The organism is Mycobacterium sp. NGS68 (assembly GCF_059812195.1).
On record NZ_JCALCE010000001.1, the window covers coordinates 17618 to 38849 of the forward strand.

A 21232-nucleotide genomic window follows, 5' to 3' on the forward strand; every position below is an offset into this window, starting at 1 on the left:
CTTGTTGTCGGTTCAGTACTGCCGGTAGCGGCGCTGCACGTGTTCCTGGCGGACCCTGATCTGCTCGCGCCGCTGTTCGGGTGAGATTCGCGGCGTGGTGGCCGGCAGATGCTCGCCGAGTTCGCCGGTCGCGACCTTGCGCACCGACACGGTGGGTCTGCGGCTCGGTGGCCGGGAATACGACCACCGCAGCGTCATGAAGCCCTCGCGAAGTCCCGTGGTGTCAACCCAATTCGGCACGCCAGGGTCGCGGTGAGACACGACGTACCGATAGTGCCCATCGTCGTCGCGCACCGCCTGATTCCCGTTGAGGCTGCTGGTGTGATGGGCGTAGTCGTGGGATTCACCCCACATGTTGGCCAAGTGGAAACCCATGTACGCAGGCGGCTCGAACACCTCGGTGTCGATGATCAGCGCCTCGTCGTCATCGAGGTCGTAGATGCCGCCGGAGTAGACGTTGGTGCTCTGCCCGCCTCCCGTCGCCAACGACGCGCCCGAGGGCTCGTTGAAACCGTTGCGCGGCATGAAGCCTGGCGCGCCGGGGGTGCCGCCGCCGTAGGCACCGAGGACGACGTCGTAGAACTTGTTCCAGAAGCGCATTTGGTTGTCGACGATCTCGCCGATGCACCGCAAGGCCGCCGCGGCCGCGTCGGGACTCAGGGGTGCGGGATGCCCGCCGACCTTATCCAGCCGCCGGATGAGCAACTCCGGGGATTCTTCCCGCGCCCAATCATGGAACAGCACCCGCACGGTGACGTGCTCGGCGTGGAAGGTGACACCCGAGCGGTTCGACGTGCGTGACGTGGTGATGAAGTTGCCCGAATGGTCGTCCGGCCGTTCCGGAGCCAGCAGGACGTCGAACGTTCCGTCGTCGTCGACGACCAGCTCGGCGGAGTCCAGCTTGCCCGTGTTGCCGCGCACTCCTGGCTGCAGCTCCGCCAGGTCGCCGCTGTCGCCGGCGTAGCCGGTGTGCGCCTCGAGGATAAGGTATTGCGGCGCAATCCAACCCGATTCGGCGGGGGGCTTGCCGCGCCAGTGCCGGCAGTCCCGCACGCGGCCGGTGACGCGGTACGCGGCCCGCCCGTCGATCGGCGTCGACACGTAGAGGGCGTCGGAGTTGTCGATGGTGGCCTTGTCGAGCCATTGCAGGCTGCGACGGAAGTACGGAAAGTCGGGGTTGCCGAAGAATGCCCGCTCGGCCGCCGAGTGCACGAACCCCAGCAGGTAGCGATAACCCTCGGCAAGGTCGCGCGGGCCGGCATTCGGCGGGGCGTGCAGGTCTCGCGACTCGAGCGCATCCCGCGCCCGCCCGAGCCGTGCGATCATCGCGTCCCAGGCGGCCCTGAGTTCGTCCGCGTAGTCAGCCGACACGGTCCGACTCCCAACCGAAACGGTCGAACAGCGGCGCGAGCCGAAACCGAATGACGTCGGCGTCCAACCCGAACTCGTCCAGGCTGTAGATGTGTCCGGAGCGGTATTCCCGACCCTTCTCCTCGGCCAGCGCCCGCTCCTGGGCGGGGACCATGTCGAGCCCGATGTCGTCGTAGACGCGCCGCATGGTGCCGGCGGGATCGGTCACCAGGTCGCTGTAGCTCAGGATCGATTGCGGCACTTCGGGATGTGCGTCGAGGACCGCCAGGGGGTGGCTGTAGTAGTGGAACGACGAGTTGACGAAGGAGCGCAACGATTCGTCGATGTCGGACTGTGCCCGCTTGCGTGCCGTCCAGGCGAACTGCATCAGCTTCAGGAAGCTCGGGATCGTCTCGTAGGGGTTGCGCACTGGGACCACGAAGCGGGCGTCGGGAAACACGTCGATCAAACTCTGCACGCGGCCGCAGTGTATCGGCGCCTTCGACAGGTGGATCAGTCCGTCGCCGCCGTTGAGGACCAATTGGCGGCGTATGCACTCGCGGTAGAACCGCATCACGCGCCGCCGCTTCCGCTTCGGCCAACGGTCGTCGACGTAGTAGAAGTCGAGTTCGTCGACGAACGGATACTGCACCACCCAGAATCCCGACGCGCACGACAGGGTCAGCAGGAATTCGTCTTCCTCCGGGGCGAAAAGACCCGACTCGTGGATGTTTTGACTCTTGCCGAACAACCTCTGGTCAAGAATGTCGACGCGCTCGCGTAGCCGACCACCCAGACGCCGGTCGATGCGCAGCACGGCTCGCAGGATCTTCTTCTCGATGAGCGAGGGGAAGAACATCTCCCACAGCAGCACGTAGGAGAAGCGGGGATCGTTGGCCAGCATGCGATGCAGGTAGGTGGTGCCGCTACGGGCATGGCCGACCACGAAGACGGGCCGGCGAATTTCGGTGTGGCGCAGTGCCGGAAAGAAGACGGCGTCCAGCGGGAACATGATCGTGTGCAGCAGCGCCAGGGCGGGGACCACCAAGAGCAGGGTGCGATAGATGCGGCGACGCCGGGCGGGGTCCTGTTCGCGCCGAACCAGGCGCACCATCGTCAGCCAGGTGCGCCAGTCGAAGTAGAAGAAGTGATCCACGTTGCGCGCCTCAGGGATTGACCTTGCGAATGACGTTCTCGGCGAACCGCTCGAGTCTGGCGATCTTGTCCGCTAACGGCTGCGGGTCGGCGCCCTTGATGTAGGGGTTGCGGAACCCGACGACGACGTCGGTGACGCCCAGGTCCGCTAATCGCCTGCAGCCGTCCACCGTGCGGCATTCGGGTGTGGCGGCGTGGATCTCGAAGGACTCGGCGTCGCGGCCCGCCTCGGCGCGCAGCGCCCGCAATTTCCCGATCATCGCCTCGAGCGCGTCGGCGGGCCCGCCGGCATGCATCCATCCGTCGCCTTTGGTCGCCGCACGCCGCAGCGCGGCCTCGGAGTGGCCTCCGATCAACAACGGAATCGGTTGCGTGGGAACCGGACACACTTTCATTGCCGGGACGTCGTAGAACCGCCCGTGATACTCGAAGAACTCACCGGCCTCGAGGCCGCGGAACACGTCGATCGCCTCGTCCATCCGGGCGCCCTTGTGTTCGGGATCGACGCCGGCCATCAGGTAGTCGTCTGGGAACGGGCTGGTGCCGATCCCGATGCCCAGGCCGAGACGGTTCTGCGTCAGCACCGCCACCGAAAAGGCCTGCTTGGCGGCCAGCACCGGCGCCCGCAGCGGGAACTTCACCACGAAGGTGTTGAACCGAATCCGCGTGGTCACCGCGCCCAGCGACGCCGCCAGCACGAAAGGTTCGAGGAACTCCTTGCCGTCGAGGAAGCTGCGGTCGCCGTCCGCGGTGTAGGGGTAGATCGCATCCGAATGTTGCGGGTAGCCAATCGAATCCGGGATGGTAAAGCCGTCGTACCCGGCGGCCTCGGCGGCCATCACCAGATGCGGTACGTACTGCGAACGCGTCATCACATCGGTGAACGTGAAGCGCATCGGCGCACCCCTTCCTGCTCACGCCATACTCGGCCACGCCGGCAATTTAGTCAACCGAGGAAATAGCGAGGCCGCGCTGCGTCGGCGTTGAGTCTGCGCTGACGGCGCCACCTTCTCGCAGTTCTGCGCCGTAGACGCAAAGTCATCGGCATCTGCACCCGACTACTGCGGCCTGTTCCTGCGCTGTCGCGGTGGCGCTGGCGGTGGCGGAGGGATTTGAACCCCCGGACGGTTTTAGCCGTCTCTCGCTTTCAAGGCGAGTGCATTAGGCCGCTCTGCCACGCCACCGTCGATAAGGGTAGCGGGACCTCCCGCGCCTCTGCTCCGAGTCGGCGTTGACGGCATCGAACCTGCGGTGAGGGCGCGTCCTGGCGGTGAAAGGTGGCCGTGGCCGCAGTCTCGGCGCGCCGGGCTGCCGGTAGCGTGGCCCGTATGCGCGCCATCGTCGCCGAATCCGCCGAGAAACTGACCTGGCAGGACGTCCCCGACGTGTCGGCCGGACCCGGCGAAGTGCTGCTCAAGGTCACCGCCGCCGGCGTCAACCGCGCCGATGTGCTGCAGGCCGCCGGCAAGTACCCGCCGCCCCCCGGAGCCAGCGAAACCATCGGCATGGAGGCCAGCGGCGTCATCGCCGAAGTCGGCCCGGATGTCCCGGGATGGGCCGTCGGACAAGAGGTTTGCGCGCTATTGGCGGGCGGCGGCTACGCCGAGTACGTGGTGGTTCCGGCCGGACAGCTGATGCCGATTCCGGCGGGCGTCGACGTGGTGGACGCCGCGGGGCTGCCCGAGGTCGCGTGCACGGTGTGGTCGAACCTGGTGCTCACCGCACACCTCGGCGAGGGCCAGCTGGTGCTGCTGCACGGCGGGGGCAGCGGCATCGGGACCCACGGGATCCAGGTGGCGCGGGCGCTGGGCGCCCGGGTGGCCGTCACCGCCGGATCGTCGGAAAAGCTGGACCTGTGCCGCGAGCTGGGCGCCCAGATTGCGATCAACTACCGCGAAGAGGATTTCGTCGCGCGCATCAAGGACGAGGCCGACGGCGCCAACGTGATCCTCGACATCATGGGCGCGGCGTATCTGGACCGCAATATCGACGCGCTGGCCACCGGCGGGCAGCTGATCATCATCGGCATGCAGGGCGGAGTGAAGGGCGAGCTCAACATCGGCAAGCTGCTCGGCAAGCGGGCGCGGGTCATCGGAACCACGCTGCGCGCCCGGCCGGTGAGCGGACCTGGAAGCAAGACCGAGATCGTCGAAGCGGTGGCGGCGTCGGTGTGGCCGATGGTCGCCGAGGGCAAGGTCCGGCCGATCATCGGCAAGCGCATGCCGATCCAGCAGGCCGCCGAGGCGCATCGATTGCTGGTGTCCGGCGAGGTGTCCGGAAAGATCGTGCTCACCACCCCCGACGAGCAGACGTAAAGGCCCCTATTTCGGGCCCAAAACAGGAGCTTTTGCGTCTGCTCGGCGTTTAGTGTGAGCCGATGGACGAGGTGGCGTTCGGGCGGTACCGGCTGATCTCAGTGATCGGCAAGGGCGGCATGGGCACGGTGTACCGGGCTCACGACACCGAAATCGGCCGCGACGTGGCGATCAAGGTGCTGCCCAAAGACCTCGCCAGCGAACCCGGGTATGAGCAGCGGTTCCGGCGTGAGGCCCATACCGCGGCCCGGATCACCGAGCCGCACATCATCCCGATCTTCGACACCGGCGAGATCGACGGCCAGCTGTACCTGGTGATGCCGATCATCCAGGGCACCGACGTGCACGAACTGCTCAGCCGCGACGGCCCGATGCGACCCGAGCGCGCGGTGCACATCATCGAACAACTCGCGGCCGCGCTGGACGCCGCGCACGCCGTCGGGCTGGTGCACCGCGACATCAAGCCGTCCAACACCCTGGTCGCGGGCCGCGACTTCGTCTATTTGATCGACTTCGGCATCGCCCACGATTCCGCGGCGACCCGGCTGACCAGCACCGGCATGATGGTCGGCACGCTGGCCTACATGGCACCCGAGCGATTCACCGACGGGGTCGCCGACGCCCGCTCGGACGTCTACGCGTTGGCGTGCGTGCTGCACGAATGCCTGACGGGCGAACAGCCGTATCCCGGCGACAGCCTGGAACGACAGATCGCCGGCCACCTGAGCATGGACCCGCCTCGGCCCAGCGCCCAGCGCGCGGACCTGCCCGGCGGCCTCGACGAGGTGATCGCGACCGGGATGGCCAAGGACCCCGACGCCCGCTACCAGAGCGCCCACGACTTGGCCACCGCCGCGCGCCGGGCCCTGACCAGCGTTCCCAACCGCGATCGAGCGACCCGCTCGCGGCTCCCCCCGACCCGGCCCGTGCCCGCGCCGCAGCCGCCCCCCGCCTACCAGAACCCGACCCGGCCGGCGCCGCCCCCGCCGCACCGGGCACCGCCTCGGCCGCCGGCGCCGCCTAAACCGCCCCAGCCCGCACCCCGGCCCGCACCCCGACGCCGGACGGCGCTGGTCGTCGGGGCGGCCGCGGCCGCCGTCGTCACTGTGGCCGTCGTGGCCATGATCACCGTCCGGGTGGTCGGGTCGCGCACACCAGCGGCACCGGCCCCGTCGCCGCAGCCAGTCGCGCAGGCACCGAGCGCTCAACCGCCGCCTCCGTCGGGTGCGCCCGCACCGTCAAGCGCGCCCGCACAGGCGTCCACGCCGTACGTGAAGTTGCCCGGCATCGCGGGTTGCCAGGTCGACACGAACCAGGTGGTATGCCAGAGCAGCCTGTGGCAGCAAGGCCCCGTGGTGCCGTGCTCCGGATGTCGGGAAACGATGCACATGGACCAGGCGATAGTGGACGTCAACGGCAAGCTCGACTGGCGTGACGCGAACATGGCGAACCCCGACCGCCCCGGCGGCCCGGGCTGGTACGAGCTTGGCAGCGAGCCGTACCGCGGGTATGGCTGGGTGGCGGACAGCGATCACACGGGGCACGTCACCTTCACCAACAACGCCACCCGTCACGGCATGAAGATCACCTGGGTGGTCGCCCGCGACGCCAGCCACCCCGAGGTCAGCGCCTTCTGAACGGAATCGGCGGCCGGCGAACCCGTCCAAGGTCCGCCGGCCGCCAGTGCCCGACGAAGACGCCCACGCCGATCACCGAGTTACGCCGCCTTGGATCGATGCGTCCAGACCCGGACGAGGCCCACCGTGATGGCCACGACCGCCGCGGCGTAGAGGAGCATCCCCGCTCCGATCGAGACGTCGGGAACGATGGCGGCGAATGCGCCGGCGCTGGTCAGGGCCTTTTGTTGCTCCGCCGCGCCATTCCCGTAGTCGATGAAACCGACGATCAGGCAAAGGATTTGGACTCCGACCATCGCGCTGAGGCCAGCCAGCCGCGGCATGGCCATCCGGGATCCGGAGATGACGGGCCAGGCCAGCCACGCGGCCCCGCCGATCACCATGAGCAGCAGGAAGATCCAGCCACCCTGGAAGGGGCTGGCGTCTACCTTGTACGCGGTGCCGCCCAGCGGTGAGTTGGTGCTGACCGTCACCCACGGCAGGAACAGCGCGATGGCGGCGGCGACGAATCCGCCGAAAATCAGTCCGGCCGTGACCGAGAACCGGGCGGCCGCGGCGTTGACCACCGTCGGGTGGTTGGGCTGTGGGGTCCGCCAGCCCTGCTGGTGGTTCGGCATTGCGTTCATGATGGGTTCCCTTTCTGAGGAGTTCCGTGTTCGGTACCGGCCGTCGCGGCCGGACACGGCACACGTTGTGGCGCGCGACTTGGAAAGTTCTTGGAGCCCGGATGGATCGGGGGTGCCAAACTTGAGAGACTGACGTCGCTAGTGACAGAACAGGCCCCGGAGGCTTGGAGCACGATGTTGGAAGCTGGTCTGAGGTTCGGCGTTCTAGGTCCGTTGCTGCTGACCGTGAACGGCGCGCCGGTCGCGCTGGGCACGCCGAAACAGCGGGCGCTGTTGGCCATGCTGCTGATCAACCGCAATCGCGCCGTCGGCACGGACTCGCTGATCTATGCCGCCTGGGACCAGTCGCCCGTGCCCGCGGTGCGCACCAGCATCCAGTCCTACGTGTCCAACCTGCGCCGGGTGCTGGGCAACACGGGGGTGGATCCTTACCGGGTGTTGGCCAGCGCGCCGCCGGGGTATCGCCTCAACGTTTCCCCCGGTGACTGCGATCTGGACCGCTTCATCGCCGCCAAGACCGCCGGCACCAAGGCCGCCGCGGCCGGGCGCTTCGAGGAGGCCAGCTGCCAACTGTCCACTGCGCTGCGCGAATGGCGCGGGCCCGTGCTCGACGACCTGCGCGCCTTCCCTTTCGTCGAAACGTTCGCCACCGCCGTGATGGAAGACCACATGCTGGTCCAGATCAGTCGCGCGGAAGCCGAGATCGCCTGTGGCCGTGCGGCTGCCCTCATCGGTGAGCTCGAAGTGCTTGCGGCCCAACATCCTTACCGCGAGCCGCTGTGGGCGCAGCTGATGACGGCCTACTACGTCGCCGACCGGCAGTCCGACGCGCTGGATGCCTATCGACGGCTGAAGGCGGTGCTGGCCGAGGACCTCGGCATCGACCCGGGCCCCAACGTGAACGAGCTGCACGGCCGCATCCTGCGTCAGGAGCGGCTGGACACCAAGCAGGCCGCCAAGACGACCGCGGCGCACGCCATGGCGGCCGTGCACGGCGTCCTGGCCCGCACGGCCGTCGTGGCGAGGCTGCGCGACGCCACCGGACGGCAGTACCCGCTGCCGGGCGCGGCGACCCGGATAGGGCGTCTGGCCGACAACGACATCGTCCTCAACGACGACGACGTCTCCCGGCACCACGCCGTAATCGTCGACACCGGAGGTAGTTTCGTGATCACCGACTTGAGGTCGGCGAACGGTGTGCAAGTGCAGCGCGAGCAGATCCGCTTCAGCGCCACCCTCGCCCACGGTGACCTCATCGACATCTGCGGCCACGAGTTCACGTTCGAGATGCAGAAATGACGCGGGATCCGGGCAGCGCGGGGGCCGCTCGTGGATGAGGTCGAGTTCGGGCGCTACCGGCTGCTGTCGGTGATCGGCGCCGGCGGCATGGGCAAGGTGTATCGGGCGCACGACACGGTGATCGGCCGGGATGTGGCGGTCAAGGTGCTGCCCATCGAATTGGGCACCGAGCCGGGTTATCGCGCGCGGTTCAAGCGCGAGGCCCACACCGCCGCGCGGCTGACCGAGCCGCACATCATCCCGATCTTCGACACCGGGGAGATCGACGGGCAGCTGTATCTGGTGATGCCGATCATCGAGGGCACCGACGTGCACGAGCTGCTGCGGCGCGAGGGTCCGATGGACCCGCCGCGGGCGATCCACATCATCGAGCAGCTGGGCGCGGCGCTGGATGTCGCGCATGACGCCGGGCTGGTCCACCGTGATGTCAAGCCGTCCAACGCGCTCGTGACCGCGCGCGATTTCGTCTACCTGATCGACTTCGGCATCGCCCACGACGGCTCGGCGACCCGGTTGACCAGCACCGGCATGATGGTGGGCACCCTGGCCTACATGGCCCCCGAGCGCTTCACCGATGGCATGGCCGACGCCCGCTCGGACGTATACGCGCTGGCGTGCGTGCTGCACGAATGCCTGACGGCGCAGCAGCCCTATCCGGGCGACAGCCTGGAGCAGCAGATCGCGGGACATCTGACGATGGACCCGCCCCGGCCCAGCGAGCAGCGAACCGGGTTGCCGGCGGGATTGGACGACGTGATCGCCCGGGGCATGGCCAAGGACCCCGAGCGGCGCTTTCAGACCGGCCACGAGTTGGCCGTCGCCGCCCGTGACGCGTTGACGACGGCACCCTCGCGTATCCCCCGCACGGCGCCGCGGATGGCGCCGCGGTCGGCTCCGCCCCTGGCTCCGACGCGCCCGGTGCCCGCGCCGACCTCGCGGCCACCCGCCGGCCCACCGACGCCGCCACCTCCCCGAAGTGCGCCGCCTCGAAGTGCGCCGCCTCCCCGGAGTGCGCCGCCTCGCCGAAGTGCGCCGGCAGCGCCGCGGCTGCTCGAGCCGCGCCCCGAGCCCGCCGCACCCGACCGGCGGAAATGGTGGCTGGCCGCGGGCGTGATGGTGGTCCTGGCGGTCGCCGCGATCAGTGTGCTCGCCACGGTCCTATCGGGGAACGCACCCGAAACACCCAGCGCCGCGCCGACTTCGGAGCCCGTAACGCAGCCGGCGCCGCCGTCGGCGCAAGCGCCCGCGCCGTCGCCGCAGGCCCCCGCAACATCCGCGGCACCGGTGTCGCAGTACTTCAAGACCCCGTGGGGAACAAGTTGTGAGGTCACCACGCAGCGGGTCACGTGCCAGAACTGTGTCCCGGGAACGCACATCACCAACGCCTACACGTGTACCGATCCCGCGCCCGCGAGGGCGGTCGACACCGCGGGCACACTCAACGAGAGTCCGCCCGACATGCCCTCGGCTGCGGGCGCGCAGCAGCTCTCAAAGGGTCAGACCTATCGCGCCAACGGCTGGACCATCACGAACGACGGGTGGGTTCGCTTCACCAACGACGCGACCGGGCACGGGATGGCCATCGCCCCCCAGAATCGCACCGCGTTCTGACAGTCCCGCGAGCCCTACTCAGCCGAGCGAGGCCAGGGCGCGCACGAGCTGGTCGACTTCGGCCGTCGTCGAATAATGCGCCAACCCGACGGTGACCGCGCCGCCGACATCGTTGACGCCCAGAACGTCCAGCACCCGCGAACTTTCGTCGGCGATAGCCAGAATGCCGTTGTCCGACAACCGCTGCACCACCCGCTCGGCGGGCACGCCGTTCACGGCGAAGCTGACCACCGGTATCCGCGTCTCCGGGCGGCCGATCACCATCACCAGCGGCAGGGACCGCAACGACGCCATCAGGTAGTCGTAGATGCGGTTCAGGTAGCCGGCGGCGGATTGCATTGACACCGAGAGGCGTTCGCGCCTGCTGCCGCGGGCCGACTCGTCGAGCGAGGCCAGGTACTCGATGCTGGCGACCACGCCGGCGAGCAGACCGAACTGGTGCGCGCCGACCTCGAGCCGGGCCGGGCCGCTGGCATGCGGATCCGTCGAGACCGAGCTGAACGACTCCAGCAGAGTGGGATCGCGGAACACCAACGCCCCGATCGGCGGTCCGCCCCACGCGTGCGCGTTCACCGCCACCACGTCGGCCTCGGTCTCCTTGAGGTCGAGCAACCGGTAGGGGGCGGCGGCGGAATGGTCGACGACGGCAAGGCCGCCGACTTCGTGGACCAGCTTGGTCATGGCCCCCAGATCGGTGACGGTGCCCAGGGTTCCCGACGCGGACGTGACGGCCACCAGCCGGGTCGCCTTGCCGATCAGGCTCTCCCACTGCCAGGTCGGCAGGTCGCCGGTCTCGATGTCGACCTCGGCCCACTGCACCTTGGCGCCGTAGCGGTGCGCCGCCCGCAGCCAGGGGGCGATGTTCGCCTCGTCGTCCAAGCGGCTGACGATCAGCTCGTAACCCAGGCCGGCCCGCGACGACGACGCCTCGGCCAGCGACGACAGCAGGATCGCGCGGTCGGCGCCCAGGACCACGCCCGCCGGATCGGCGTTGAACAGGTCGGCCACCGCCGCGCGTGCCGCCTCCAACACCGCCGCGCTGCGCTGGGCCGACGGGTGTGCCCCGACGGTGCTGGCGCTGGACCTGCGGAAGGCCGTCGACACGGTGGTCGCCACGGAGTCGGGAATGAGCATCCCGGCCGTCGCATCCATGTGCACCCATCCGTCACCCAACGACGGGTGCAATCCACGCACCCGGGCGACGTCGTATGCCATGACAGCCACCTTAGAGCTTCCGCAATTCCGCGAAATTTGTGACGGTTTCGGGCGGTCCTGACGGTCCAAGCCGGACCAGCCGGTCGGAGGCCTCGCGAGCCAGGTCACCCGGGCAGCCATACTAGTCGAGTGGGGCTTGCCTTCGGAACGCTGCTCGCGTTGTTCTTACTCATAGCCCCGGGGGCTATCGTCGCCCGTATCGCCCAGCTAACTTGGCCGATCGCGATCGCGGTCGGCCCGGCGCTGACCTACGGCGTCGTCGCGCTGGCGATCATCCCCTACGGCGCGGTCGGAATCCCCTGGAACGGCTGGACGGCACTGGCCGCGCTCGCGGTGGTGTGCGTGGTGATCACGGGTCTGCAGCTGCTACTCGCCCGCTACCGCGACCGGGACGCCGAAGCCCGAGCGGTAAGCCGCTGGCCTGCGGTGGCCGTCGCGGCGGGCGTGCTGCTAGGGGTGCTGCTGATCAGCTGGGCCGCCTACCGCGGCCTGGCGATGCGCTGGCAGACCATCCCCAGCACCTGGGACGCCGTCTGGCACGCCAACACGGTGCGCTGGATCCTCGACACCGGACAGGCGTCGTCCACGCACATGGGTGAACTCCGCAACGTCGAGACACACCGCGCGCTCTACTACCCGTCGGTGTTCCACGCCCTGACCGCGGTGTTCTGTCAGCTCACCGGGGCGGCACCCACCACCGGCTACACCCTGAACTCGGTCGCCGCGTCGGTCTGGCTGTTTCCGACGGGCGCGGCGGTCCTGACCTGGCACCTGATCCGGCAGCGCACCACCGAGTGGTGCGCCGCGGGCGCCGCCGCGACCGCCGCCGCGCTGTCGGCGTCGTTCACCGCGGTGCCCTACGTCGAGTTCGGCGTCGCGGCCATGCCGAACCTGGCGTCCTACGGTGCCGCGATACCGACCGCGGTCTTGATCAGCTCGACCCTGCGGCACCGGGACCGCATCCCGGTGGCGGTGCTGGCGCTGGTGGGCGTCATGTCGGTGCACATCACCGGCGGCGTCATCGTGGTGCTGCTGCTGGGTGCGCGGTGGCTTCTCGAGGAACTGTGGCATCCGGTGCGCGGCCGCCTCGGCGATTTTCTGACGCTGACGGCCGTCGCGCTGATCGCGGGGCTGATCCTGTTGCCGCAGTTCATCAGCGTCACCCAGCAGGAAGACATCATCGCCGGGCACTCGTTCCCCACCTACCTGAGCAAGCGGCAGGGACTCTACGACGCGGTTATGCAGCACTCGCGCCACCTCAACGACTTCCCGTACCAGTACGCGCTGATCGCGCTGGCCATCGCCGGCGGGGCGATCCTGCTGTGGAAGAAAGTCTGGTGGCCGCTGGCGGTCTGGCTGCTGCTGATCACGATGAACGTCGACGCGGGAACCCCGCTGGGTGGCCCGCTCGGCGTGGTCGCCGGCGGATTCGGCGAGTTCTTCTACAAGGACCCCCGCCGTATCGCGGCGGCTACCACCCTGCTGCTGATGCCGATGGCGGGCATCGCGCTGTTCGCGCTGATCGTCCTAGGCGCCGCGGGGACCAAACGGCTGGCGGACCGGTTCAAGCCGCTGCCCGCTCCGGCGTGGATCGCGGCCACCGCGGGGATGCTGGTGCTGGCCACCTTGGTGTCCGGAAGGCACTACCTGTGGCGGCACATCGTGTTGTTCGGCGACAAGTACGACTCGGTCATGGTCGACAAGAAGGACCTTGAGGCCATGGCGCACCTGGCCACGCTGCCGGGCGCGCGGGACACCCTGATCGGCAACTCCAACGTCGACGGCACCGCCTGGATGTACGCCATTGCGGGCCTGCACCCGCTGTGGACCCACTACGACTTCCCGCAGCAGACCGGCCCGGGCCCCTACCGCTACACCTTCTGGGCGCACGCCCGCGAGGGCACCGCCAATCCGCAGGTCGTCGAGGCGGTCCGGGCGCTGAACATCCGCTACATCCTGACCAGCGAGCCGACGGTTCGCGGGTTTGCCGAGCCCGAGGGGATAAGGTCTCTGGAGAAATCGGCGTCGTGGGCCAAGATCTACGACAACGGTGGGGCCCAAATCTGGGAATGGCGCGGAGATCTGGCCGCACCACACCCCTAGCGGGACACCCGCGGAAGGCGCGCAAGAGGACGGTGACTGGATTGAGTACCGGCAGAGACATGCCAGACGACTCCGACGACCCCGCCGTGGATGGCATCGAGGTCATCGGCGGTGTCGACCCGCGGATCATGGCGCTGCGCGGCGCGGCCGACGAGGACGACGACGCCGACGGACGCTCGCTGACCGACCTGGTTGAGCAGCCGGCGAAGGTCATGCGGATCGGCACCATGATCAAGCAGCTGCTCGAGGAAGTGCGCGCCGCACCGCTCGACGAGGCCAGCCGCAATCGGCTACGGGAAATCCACGCCACCAGCATCCGCGAGCTCGAGGACGGGCTGGCGCCGGAACTGCGCGAGGAGCTCGACCGCCTGACCCTGCCCTTCAACGAGAACACCACCCCGTCGGACGCCGAACTGCGCATCGCGCAGGCGCAGCTGGTCGGCTGGCTGGAGGGCCTGTTCCACGGCATCCAGACCGCGCTGTTCGCCCAGCAGATGGCCGCCCGCGCGCAGCTGGAGCAGATGCGTCAAGGTGCACTGCCGCCCGGCATGGGGAAGCCCGGCCACCCGGGCGCGCACGGCACCGGCCAATATCTCTAGCCGTTTCAAGACCCGTGCCTGACAGCCCCTACATCGAAACCCGCAGCGCGTGGGTCGAGTTCCCCATCTTCGACGCCAAGTCGCGCTCCCTGAAGAAGGCCGTGCTCGGCAAGGCGGGCGGCACGATCGGCCGCAACAACTCGAACGTCGTCGTCATCGAGGCGCTGCGCGACATCACCATGTCGCTGAATCTGGGCGACCGGGTGGGCTTGGTCGGGCACAACGGCGCCGGGAAATCGACTCTGCTGCGGTTGCTTTCGGGCATCTACGAACCCACCCGGGGCTCCGCGAAGGTCGTCGGGCGGGTGGCGCCGGTGTTCGACCTGGGCGTCGGGATGGATCCGGAGATCTCCGGCTACGAGAACATCATCATCCGCGGCCTGTTCCTGGGGCAGACGCGAAAGCAGATGCTGGCCAAGGTCGACGAGATCGCGGAGTTCACCGAACTCGGTGAATACCTGTCGATGCCGCTGCGCACCTACTCCACCGGGATGCGGGTGCGGCTGGCGATGGGCGTGGTCACCAGCATCGACCCGGAGATCCTGCTGCTCGACGAGGGTATCGGCGCGGTGGACGCCGACTTTCTGAAGAAGGCGCAGTCGCGGCTGCAGCGCCTGGTGGAGCGCTCCGGAATCCTGGTGTTCGCCAGCCATTCCAACGAATTCCTGGCCCGGCTGTGCAAGACCGCGATGTGGATCGACCACGGCGTCATCAAGCTGACCGGCGGCATCGAGGACGTGGTGCGCGCCTACGAGGGCGAGGACGCCGCCCGCCACGTGCGCGAGGTGCTGGAAGAGACGCGGTCCGAGCCGGACGTGGAGCCGCTGGTACAGCAGGCGTCCGGGGATGACTGAGTCCGTCTTCGCCGTCGTGGTCACCCACCGGCGGCCCGACGAGCTGGCCAAGTCGCTGGATGTGCTGAGCACCCAGACCCGCCTGCCCGACCACCTGATCGTCGTCGACAACGACGACGCTTCCGACGACACCAGGGTGCGTGAACTGGTCGAAGGCCAGCCCATCCCCACCACCTACTTGGGGTCGCGCCGAAACCTGGGCGGGGCGGGCGGTTTCGCGCTGGGGATGCTGCACGCGCTGGCCCAGGGCGCCGACTGGGTGTGGCTGGCCGACGACGACGGCCGCCCGCAGGACACCCGGGTGCTGGCGACCCTGCTGGCCTGCGCCGAGAAGCGCGGGCTGGCCGAGGTGTCGCCGATGGTGTGCAACATGGACGACCCGCAGCGGCTGGCGTTCCCGTTGCGGCGCGGCCTGGTATGGCGCAGGCGCGCGGCGGAATTGCGCACCGAAGCGGGGCAGGACCTGCTGCCCGGGATCGCGTCGCTGTTCAACGGCGCTCTGTTCCGGGCGTCCACGCTGGAATCGATTGGCGTTCCGGACCTGCGGCTGTTCATCCGCGGCGACGAGGTGGAGATGCACCGCCGGCTGGCGCGGTCCGGGCTGGCGTTCGGTACCTGCCTGGACGCGGTGTACCTGCATCCCTGCGGATCCGACGAATTCAAGCCGATCCTGGGCGGCCGCATGCACACCCAGTACCCCGACAACGACACCAAGCGCTTCTTCACCTACCGCAATCGCGGCTACCTGCTGTCGCAGCCCGGCCTGCGCAAGCTGCTGCCGCAGGAGTGGGTGCGGTTCGGCTGGTTCTTCGTGGTGACCCGCCGCGACCCTAAGGGCCTGCTGGAGTGGATTCGGTTGCGCCGCTTGGGCCGTCGCGAGATATTCGGCAAGCCGGGAGGGCCGGTATGACGTTCATAGACGCGGCCGCGGAGTCCAAGACATTTGCCCGTGCCCGCGGCGACCTCACCGAGGGCTTCGGCCGCCGCGAGCTGTGGCTGCACCTGGGCTGGCAGGACATCAAGCAGCGCTACCGCCGCTCGGTGCTGGGCCCGTTCTGGATCACCATCGCCACCGGCACCACCGCCGTGGCGATGGGCGGCCTGTACTCCAAGCTGTTCCACCTGGAACTGTCGGTGCACCTGCCCTACGTCACGCTCGGGCTGATCATCTGGAACCTGATCAACGCCTCCATCCTGGAGGGCGCCGAGGTGTTCGTCGCCAACGAGGGACTGATCAAGCAACTGCCGACGCCGCTGTCCGTCCATGTCTATCGACTCGTGTGGCGGCACATGATCCTGTTCGGCCACAACATCGTCATCTACCTGGTGATCGCGATGATCTTCCCCAAGCCGTGGTCGTGGGCGGACCTGTCGGTGATTCCGGCGCTGGCGCTGATTTTCCTCAACAGCGTGTGGGTCTCGCTGTGCTTCGGCATCCTGGCGACCCGCTACCGCGACATCGGCCCGCTGCTGTTCTCCGTGGTGCAGTTGCTGTTCTTCATGACGCCGATCATCTGGAACGACGAGACGCTGCGTGCCCAGGGCGCCGGGCGCTGGTCGAGCATCGTCGAACTCAACCCGCTGCTGCACTATCTCGATATCGTGCGGGCGCCGCTGCTGGGCGCCCACCAGGAGCTGCGGCACTGGGCGGTCGTGGTCGTCCTGACGGTCGTCGGCTGGGCGCTGGCGGCCGTCGCGATGCGGCAGTACCGCGCGCGGGTGCCGTACTGGGTGTAACCCTGTCGCTTCGCGCTCATCGTGTGCACACCCGGCTGTTTGCCCGCCTCGCAGCGACACCTCTCAGAGCCCTGTCGCGCGAATACGGGCAAACCGGCACCTGCCTCCCGACCTAGAACACGGGACAGGTGGGCCCAACCGCCCGGGTCCTCCCTCGCCGCTGCGCCGCCAGCGGACGCCGAACACGTAAGCCGCAGTGCCCCAAGGGGGTAGGCGGCGCGCAACCAGCCGGTTGTACCTGACGGATCAGGCGCGCGAATCCCGGCGCGGCGGCTTGACGACCGGCGTAGCATCCCGCTCACACCGACGTCGGTGAACAACCGGAGGGTCACCGAGCGGTCTGCGATGGAGGCTCCTGATGGCGTTCGTGACAGCGGTTCCGGAATTCCTTACGGCGGCGGCCAGCGACATCGCCGGCATTGGATCGACGCTTACCGCGGCCAACGCCGCGGCCGCAGCGCCGACCACCAACGTGCTGGCAGCCGCGGCCGATGAGGTGTCCGAGCAGATCGCGGCGCTCTTCGGCGCGCACGCCCAGGGATACCAATCGCTCAGCGCGCGTGTCGCGGCGTTTCACGACCAGTTCGTGCAGGCGCTGAACAAGGCCGGCGCTGCCTACACCGCCACCGAAGCCGCCAGCGCGGCGCCGCTGTTGGGACGCCCCCTGATCGGCAACGGCGCCGACGGGACGGCGGCCAGCCCCAACGGAAAGCCCGGCGGCATCTTGTTCGGTAACGGCGGCAAGGGTTATTCGCAGACGACCGACGGCGTGGCCGGCGGAACCGGTGGCAGCGCGGGACTCCTGGGCAGCGGCGGGTCCGGCGGCAATGGCGGGGCCGGCGCGTCCGGCGGCAACGGCGGCAACGGCGGACTGCTGGGCGGCAACGGCGGTTCCGGCGGCATGGGCGGCGCCGCGGCGGCGGGTGTCAACGGTGGCAGCGCGGGCGCGGGCGGCAACGGCGGCAGCGCCATCCTGTTTGGCAGCGGCGGCAGCGGCGGCCAGGGCGGCCTCGGCCTGACCGGCGCCGACGGGCACAACCCCACCCCCACCGGCACGGCCGCCGGCAACGGCAGCACCGGCGTTCCGACCATCGGAACGTCGTCGGCCGCGATCGCGATGAGCGGCACAACCGGCGGCACCGGCGAAACCGGCGGGGTGGGTGTTGCCGGCGGCGACGGCGGAAAAGGTGGCGGCATCACAGTCACCGGCGTCGCCAACAACAACCTCAGCAATCTGGCACCTGTGATCGCCGTCGGCGGTACGGGTGGCGAAGGGGGGCTGGCCGGCGCCGGCGCTACCGGCGGCGCAGGCGGCACTGGCGGCGCTGCGACAGCCATCAATAACGGCGCGGGCACCGTCGTGCAGGCTGTCGGCGGCGCGGGCGGCGCGGGAGCCGCGGGCGGCACATCGGGCGGAGCGGGTGGCGCCGGCGGTACCGGCGGAAACGCGACAACCGTTGGTCCCGACGTCACCACGAGTGCCCGCGGCGGCGCGGGCGGTGCCGGAGGTTCCGGCGCCTCCGGTGCGGCGGGGAGTGCGGGCGGCACCGGCGGGGCCGGCGGCTCCGGCGGCCACGGAGGCTTGCTGGTGGGTAACGGCGGCGCCGGCGGAGCGGGCGGTGTCGGCGGCATGGGCGGCGCCGGTGACATCGGCGGCGGCGGCGGCGACGGCGGTCAGGGCGGCACCGCCACCCGCACCAACGGCTTTGGCCCCGGCGTCAACGGCAATGGCGGCGACGGCGGCGACGGCGGCGACGGCGGCGCGGGCGGTAGCGGCGGGGCCGGCGGCGTCGGCGGTTCGGGCGGTGCCAGCGGGTTGTTCGGCAGCGGCGGCGCGGGCGGCGCCGGAGGCCTCGGCGGCACCGGGGGCGGCGGTGGCCATGGGGCCGACGGAGGCAACGGCGGCGCGCACGGAGCCACCGCCGGCGGAGGCGGTACGGGCGGTGACGGGGGCGACGCGGGCGTCGGCGGCGTCGGCGGCGGCGCCGGCGCGTCGGGCAGCGGCGGCAGCGGCGGGGCCGGGGGCGCGTTCGGCGGCGTCGCCGGCGCCGTGGGCGCAGTCGGCGGACCCGGTACGGCTGGCTCCACGGGCGGCAACGGCACCGGGGGCCTAAACGGCTGAGCTAACCCGTCAGCCGGCGCCGGGAAGTCGGCGCCAAGAATCCTTTTAGAATCCGCCAAGAATCCTTTGAGAATCCGTCAAGGCCCCGCCGGGATGCTGGTCCGACACATAAGACGCCCAGATAACACGCATCTCGAGAGTCACTGACGGAGGATCTCCATGCTGCGCCATGCCGATTTGTCCCTGCTCGCCGGCGGGCCGCTACCACGCTCAGACAGTGACACCGACCTCGTGTGGGCGGATCCCGTTCCGTTTCATTCGCTGTGCGAGCAGCATCTGTTGCCGTTCTACGGCGTCGCGCAAGTCGGCTACCTGCCCGGTGATTCCGAGCTCAACGAGTCCGAGCTGGCGCGCATCGTCGAGGCGTGTTCACGCGGCATCCAGATCCAACAGCGGATGACCACGCGGATCGGTCTGTGGCTGCACCACCAGTTGGCGCCTAGAGGGGTAGGCGTCCTGGTGGAAGCAGTTCACCTCTGCATGCCGCCGAGCCGCGTTTCGTCGGTCGGCGCGCAGACGCTCACGACCGCGTTCTACGGTTCCCTGCGGGAGAGCGCCGACGCGCAACGCGAATTCCTCGCGCTCGCCGGCCACGACCACGGCCCGGCCGGGCCCGCCCAGGAAGTCGGGTGACGCAGGTGAGTGCCCCTGCCCTGGCCGACAGGGCGCGAATCGCGACCATGCACCGTGACGACGCGCCCTCCGGGCGGACCGCCCGGTTCCACGTGCGCAAGACGTTCGGCAACCTGCCGTGCTGCCACCGCTCCTCGACGAACCCCGGAAACCGCTACTTCCTGCACGGCTACGACCGGACCTTCGAAATCGAGTTCGCCTGCGCGGAAACCGAATCCGGCGGCGAGGTGCTCAAGCGCAAAGCCTTCAAGAAGGTCCGCAAGGCGCTGGAGAAGCAGTTCGACCACACCACGCTGGTCGACGCGAACGATCCGGAGCGCGACCTGTTCGAGCTGCTGAACATCCGCGGCGTGATCGACCTGCGCATCATGGACAACTCCGGGGTGCAGGGCTCCACGGCCTGGGTGTTCGACACGGTCGACAGCATCGTCGGGCGGGCCACCCGCGGCCGGGTCTGGGTGTCACGCATCGAGGCGCGCGAAAGCGACAGCGACCGAGTCACCCTCACAGCCCGCCCGGTAGCGGTCTGCAACTGAGGCGGCGACGCTGACGATTAGTCTTTCCGAGCAAGGCCTCAGGGAGGATTATGCGATCGTGAGCGAGGTGATCGGCTGCGTCGGGCCGCTGGTCGTCGCGACCCGGGGTGAGGCAGGCGCCGGCGAGGTGCTGCTGACCGTGCGGGGCTCCAAGGAGACGTTTCTCGCCTGGTCCGACGACCCACTACCCAAGGGCACCAAGGTGCTCGTCGTCGAGGCACGCGGCGCGCGGACCGTCGTCGTCGAACCCTGGACCCACTGACCAACCCCTATAACCCCTCCACACAACCAAGGAGCCCCTCATGCTCGGTTACAAAGTGCCTGCCCCGGACGAGGCCATGTTGATCTCCGGCGGCCGCGCCAAAGGCAACGCCCCGTTCCGCGTGGTGACCGGCCACGGCGCTTTCGTCATCCCGTTCTTCCGCAAGGCCCGGTTTCTGACGCTGGCCATGTGCGAGTCAGAGGTGGCCGAGAAGTGCGTCACCCAGCAGGGCATCACCCTGAACGTCCGCTCGGTGATCGCCTTCAAGGTCGGCAACGACACCGAAAGCATCATCGCCGCGGCACAGCGCTTCCTGTCCGAACAAGACCAGATGTCGGTGCTCACCGGCCGGATCTTCGCCGGGCACCTGCGCTCGATCATCGGCTCGATGACCGTCGAGCAGATCATTCGGGAACGCCAGAAGCTGGCGACCGAGGTGCTCGACGGCTCCAAGGAGGAGATGGCCCGGATCGGGCTGAGCGTCGACGCCCTGCAGATCCAGTCCATCGACGACGGCGGACTCGGCTACATCAACGCGATGGCGGCGCCGCACAACGCCGCCATCCAGCAGCAGGCGCAGATCGCTCAGGCGCAGGCCAACCAGAAGGCCGCGGAGGCGGAGCAGGAGTCGCAGCGCCAGCAAGCCGAATTCGCCCGTCAGACCGCCGTGGTCAAGGCCCAGTACAAGGCCGAGGTCGACAGGGCTCAGGCCGAGGCGGCCCAGGCCGGCCCGCTGGCCGAAGCCGAGGCCCAGCGCGAGGTGCTGGCGATGCGCACCGAATTGGCCCAGCGCGCCGCCGAACTGCGCCAGCAGGAGTTGGTCGCCGAGGTGGTCAAGCCCGCGGAGGCCGAGGCCGAACGGGTCCGAATCCTGGCCCTCGCCGATGCCGAGAAGATGAAGATCCAGGCCGAGGCCGCGGCGTCGCACAATCGGGTGGCGCTGGACAGGATGCTCATCGACCAGCTGCCCCTGATCGTGGAGAAGGCCGCCGGTGGGCTCGCGGGGGCAAACCTGACCGTGCTCAACGGCGCGGAAGGGCTCAGCCAGGTCGCCAGCGGGCTTGTCTCCCAGGGCAAGGCGATCTTCGACGCGCTGCGTGGCGGGGTCATCGACTACGACTACGAGGACTCTGACGGCCCGGTGGCGCCGACGTCCACCCAGTGACGGCTGCGCCCGG

At 69.2% G+C, this 21232-nt stretch carries 19 protein-coding genes and 1 tRNA gene; 14 read left to right on the forward strand and 6 right to left on the reverse strand.

Features of this window, described 5'->3' with window-relative positions:
- Positions 1 to 12: 12 nt before the first annotated feature.
- The 4 genes from AC5Y5V_RS00140 to AC5Y5V_RS00155 form a co-directional block, all read right to left on the reverse strand.
- On the reverse strand, positions 13 to 1371 hold the full coding sequence (locus AC5Y5V_RS00140; RefSeq protein WP_499930393.1) for a hypothetical protein: 1359 nt from the start codon (positions 1369 to 1371) through the stop codon (positions 13 to 15).
- Complete coding sequence (locus AC5Y5V_RS00145; protein WP_499930395.1) at positions 1361 to 2506, reverse strand: sulfotransferase family protein; 1146 nt, start codon at positions 2504 to 2506, stop codon at positions 1361 to 1363. The genes AC5Y5V_RS00140 and AC5Y5V_RS00145 overlap by 11 nt, the downstream gene beginning before the upstream one ends.
- A 10-nt stretch (positions 2507 to 2516) precedes the next feature.
- Entirely contained in the window at positions 2517 to 3401 is an 885-nt protein-coding gene (locus AC5Y5V_RS00150; protein WP_499930397.1) for a TIGR03619 family F420-dependent LLM class oxidoreductase, read from the reverse strand.
- 198 nt (positions 3402 to 3599) lie between these two features.
- Positions 3600 to 3689: transfer RNA gene (locus AC5Y5V_RS00155), tRNA-Ser, on the reverse strand.
- Between the two features lie 144 nt (positions 3690 to 3833).
- Between AC5Y5V_RS00155 and AC5Y5V_RS00160 the strand changes: the two genes are divergently transcribed.
- On the forward strand, positions 3834 to 4820 hold the full coding sequence (locus AC5Y5V_RS00160; protein WP_499930399.1) for an NAD(P)H-quinone oxidoreductase: 987 nt from the start codon (positions 3834 to 3836) through the stop codon (positions 4818 to 4820).
- A 62-nt stretch (positions 4821 to 4882) separates the two neighbouring features.
- Complete coding sequence (locus AC5Y5V_RS00165; RefSeq protein WP_499930401.1) at positions 4883 to 6457, forward strand: serine/threonine-protein kinase; 1575 nt, start codon at positions 4883 to 4885, stop codon at positions 6455 to 6457.
- An 80-nt stretch (positions 6458 to 6537) separates the two neighbouring features.
- Here the strand turns inward: AC5Y5V_RS00165 and AC5Y5V_RS00170 are convergent, their stop codons facing one another.
- Positions 6538 to 7083, reverse strand: coding sequence for a hypothetical protein (locus tag AC5Y5V_RS00170; RefSeq protein ID WP_499930403.1), 546 nt, complete (start codon positions 7081 to 7083; stop codon positions 6538 to 6540).
- Positions 7084 to 7257: 174 nt separating this feature from the next.
- On the opposite strand from AC5Y5V_RS00170, the gene AC5Y5V_RS00175 reads away from it, so the two are divergent.
- The gene (locus AC5Y5V_RS00175) at positions 7258 to 8382 is read left to right on the forward strand and encodes a BTAD domain-containing putative transcriptional regulator (RefSeq protein WP_499930405.1); all 1125 of its coding nucleotides are present in this window, start codon (positions 7258 to 7260) and stop codon (positions 8380 to 8382) included.
- Between the two features lie 30 nt (positions 8383 to 8412).
- The gene (locus AC5Y5V_RS00180; RefSeq protein WP_499930407.1) at positions 8413 to 9993 is read left to right on the forward strand and encodes a serine/threonine-protein kinase; all 1581 of its coding nucleotides are present in this window, start codon (positions 8413 to 8415) and stop codon (positions 9991 to 9993) included.
- Between the two features lie 18 nt (positions 9994 to 10011).
- Here the strand turns inward: AC5Y5V_RS00180 and AC5Y5V_RS00185 are convergent, their stop codons facing one another.
- Positions 10012 to 11208, reverse strand: a complete 1197-nt coding sequence (locus AC5Y5V_RS00185) for a cysteine desulfurase-like protein (protein WP_499930409.1) — start codon at positions 11206 to 11208, stop codon at positions 10012 to 10014.
- Positions 11209 to 11337: 129 nt separating this feature from the next.
- Between AC5Y5V_RS00185 and AC5Y5V_RS00190 the strand changes: the two genes are divergently transcribed.
- From AC5Y5V_RS00190 to AC5Y5V_RS00235, 10 genes are all read left to right on the forward strand, one after another.
- On the forward strand, positions 11338 to 13311 hold the full coding sequence (locus tag AC5Y5V_RS00190; protein WP_499930411.1) for a DUF6541 family protein: 1974 nt from the start codon (positions 11338 to 11340) through the stop codon (positions 13309 to 13311).
- A gap of 59 nt (positions 13312 to 13370) precedes the next feature.
- On the forward strand, positions 13371 to 13910 hold the full coding sequence (locus AC5Y5V_RS00195; protein WP_499930413.1) for a bacterial proteasome activator family protein: 540 nt from the start codon (positions 13371 to 13373) through the stop codon (positions 13908 to 13910).
- 14 nt (positions 13911 to 13924) lie between these two features.
- The gene (gene wzt / locus AC5Y5V_RS00200; RefSeq protein WP_499930415.1) at positions 13925 to 14764 is read left to right on the forward strand and encodes a galactan export ABC transporter ATP-binding subunit Wzt/RfbE; all 840 of its coding nucleotides are present in this window, start codon (positions 13925 to 13927) and stop codon (positions 14762 to 14764) included.
- The gene (gene glfT1, locus AC5Y5V_RS00205) at positions 14757 to 15674 is read left to right on the forward strand and encodes a galactofuranosyltransferase GlfT1 (RefSeq protein ID WP_499930417.1); all 918 of its coding nucleotides are present in this window, start codon (positions 14757 to 14759) and stop codon (positions 15672 to 15674) included. The genes wzt and glfT1 overlap by 8 nt, the downstream gene beginning before the upstream one ends.
- On the forward strand, positions 15671 to 16501 hold the full coding sequence (gene wzm, locus AC5Y5V_RS00210; RefSeq protein WP_499930419.1) for a galactan export ABC transporter permease subunit Wzm/RfbD: 831 nt from the start codon (positions 15671 to 15673) through the stop codon (positions 16499 to 16501). The genes glfT1 and wzm overlap by 4 nt, the downstream gene beginning before the upstream one ends.
- Before the next feature lie 358 nt (positions 16502 to 16859).
- The gene (locus AC5Y5V_RS00215) at positions 16860 to 18623 is read left to right on the forward strand and encodes a PE family protein (RefSeq protein WP_499930421.1); all 1764 of its coding nucleotides are present in this window, start codon (positions 16860 to 16862) and stop codon (positions 18621 to 18623) included.
- A 159-nt stretch (positions 18624 to 18782) separates the two neighbouring features.
- Positions 18783 to 19256 (forward strand): GTP cyclohydrolase I, encoded by a 474-nt coding sequence (locus tag AC5Y5V_RS00220; RefSeq protein WP_499930423.1) that lies wholly within the window; start codon positions 18783 to 18785, stop codon positions 19254 to 19256.
- A 5-nt stretch (positions 19257 to 19261) separates the two neighbouring features.
- Positions 19262 to 19792: a 6-carboxytetrahydropterin synthase gene (locus tag AC5Y5V_RS00225; protein WP_499930425.1), complete on the forward strand. Its 531-nt coding sequence runs from the start codon at positions 19262 to 19264 to the stop codon at positions 19790 to 19792.
- A gap of 58 nt (positions 19793 to 19850) precedes the next feature.
- Positions 19851 to 20054 (forward strand): NfeD C-terminal domain-containing protein, encoded by a 204-nt coding sequence (locus AC5Y5V_RS00230; protein ID WP_499930427.1) that lies wholly within the window; start codon positions 19851 to 19853, stop codon positions 20052 to 20054.
- 40 nt (positions 20055 to 20094) lie between these two features.
- On the forward strand, positions 20095 to 21219 hold the full coding sequence (locus tag AC5Y5V_RS00235; protein ID WP_499930429.1) for an SPFH domain-containing protein: 1125 nt from the start codon (positions 20095 to 20097) through the stop codon (positions 21217 to 21219).
- Positions 21220 to 21232: the final 13 nt, after the last annotated feature.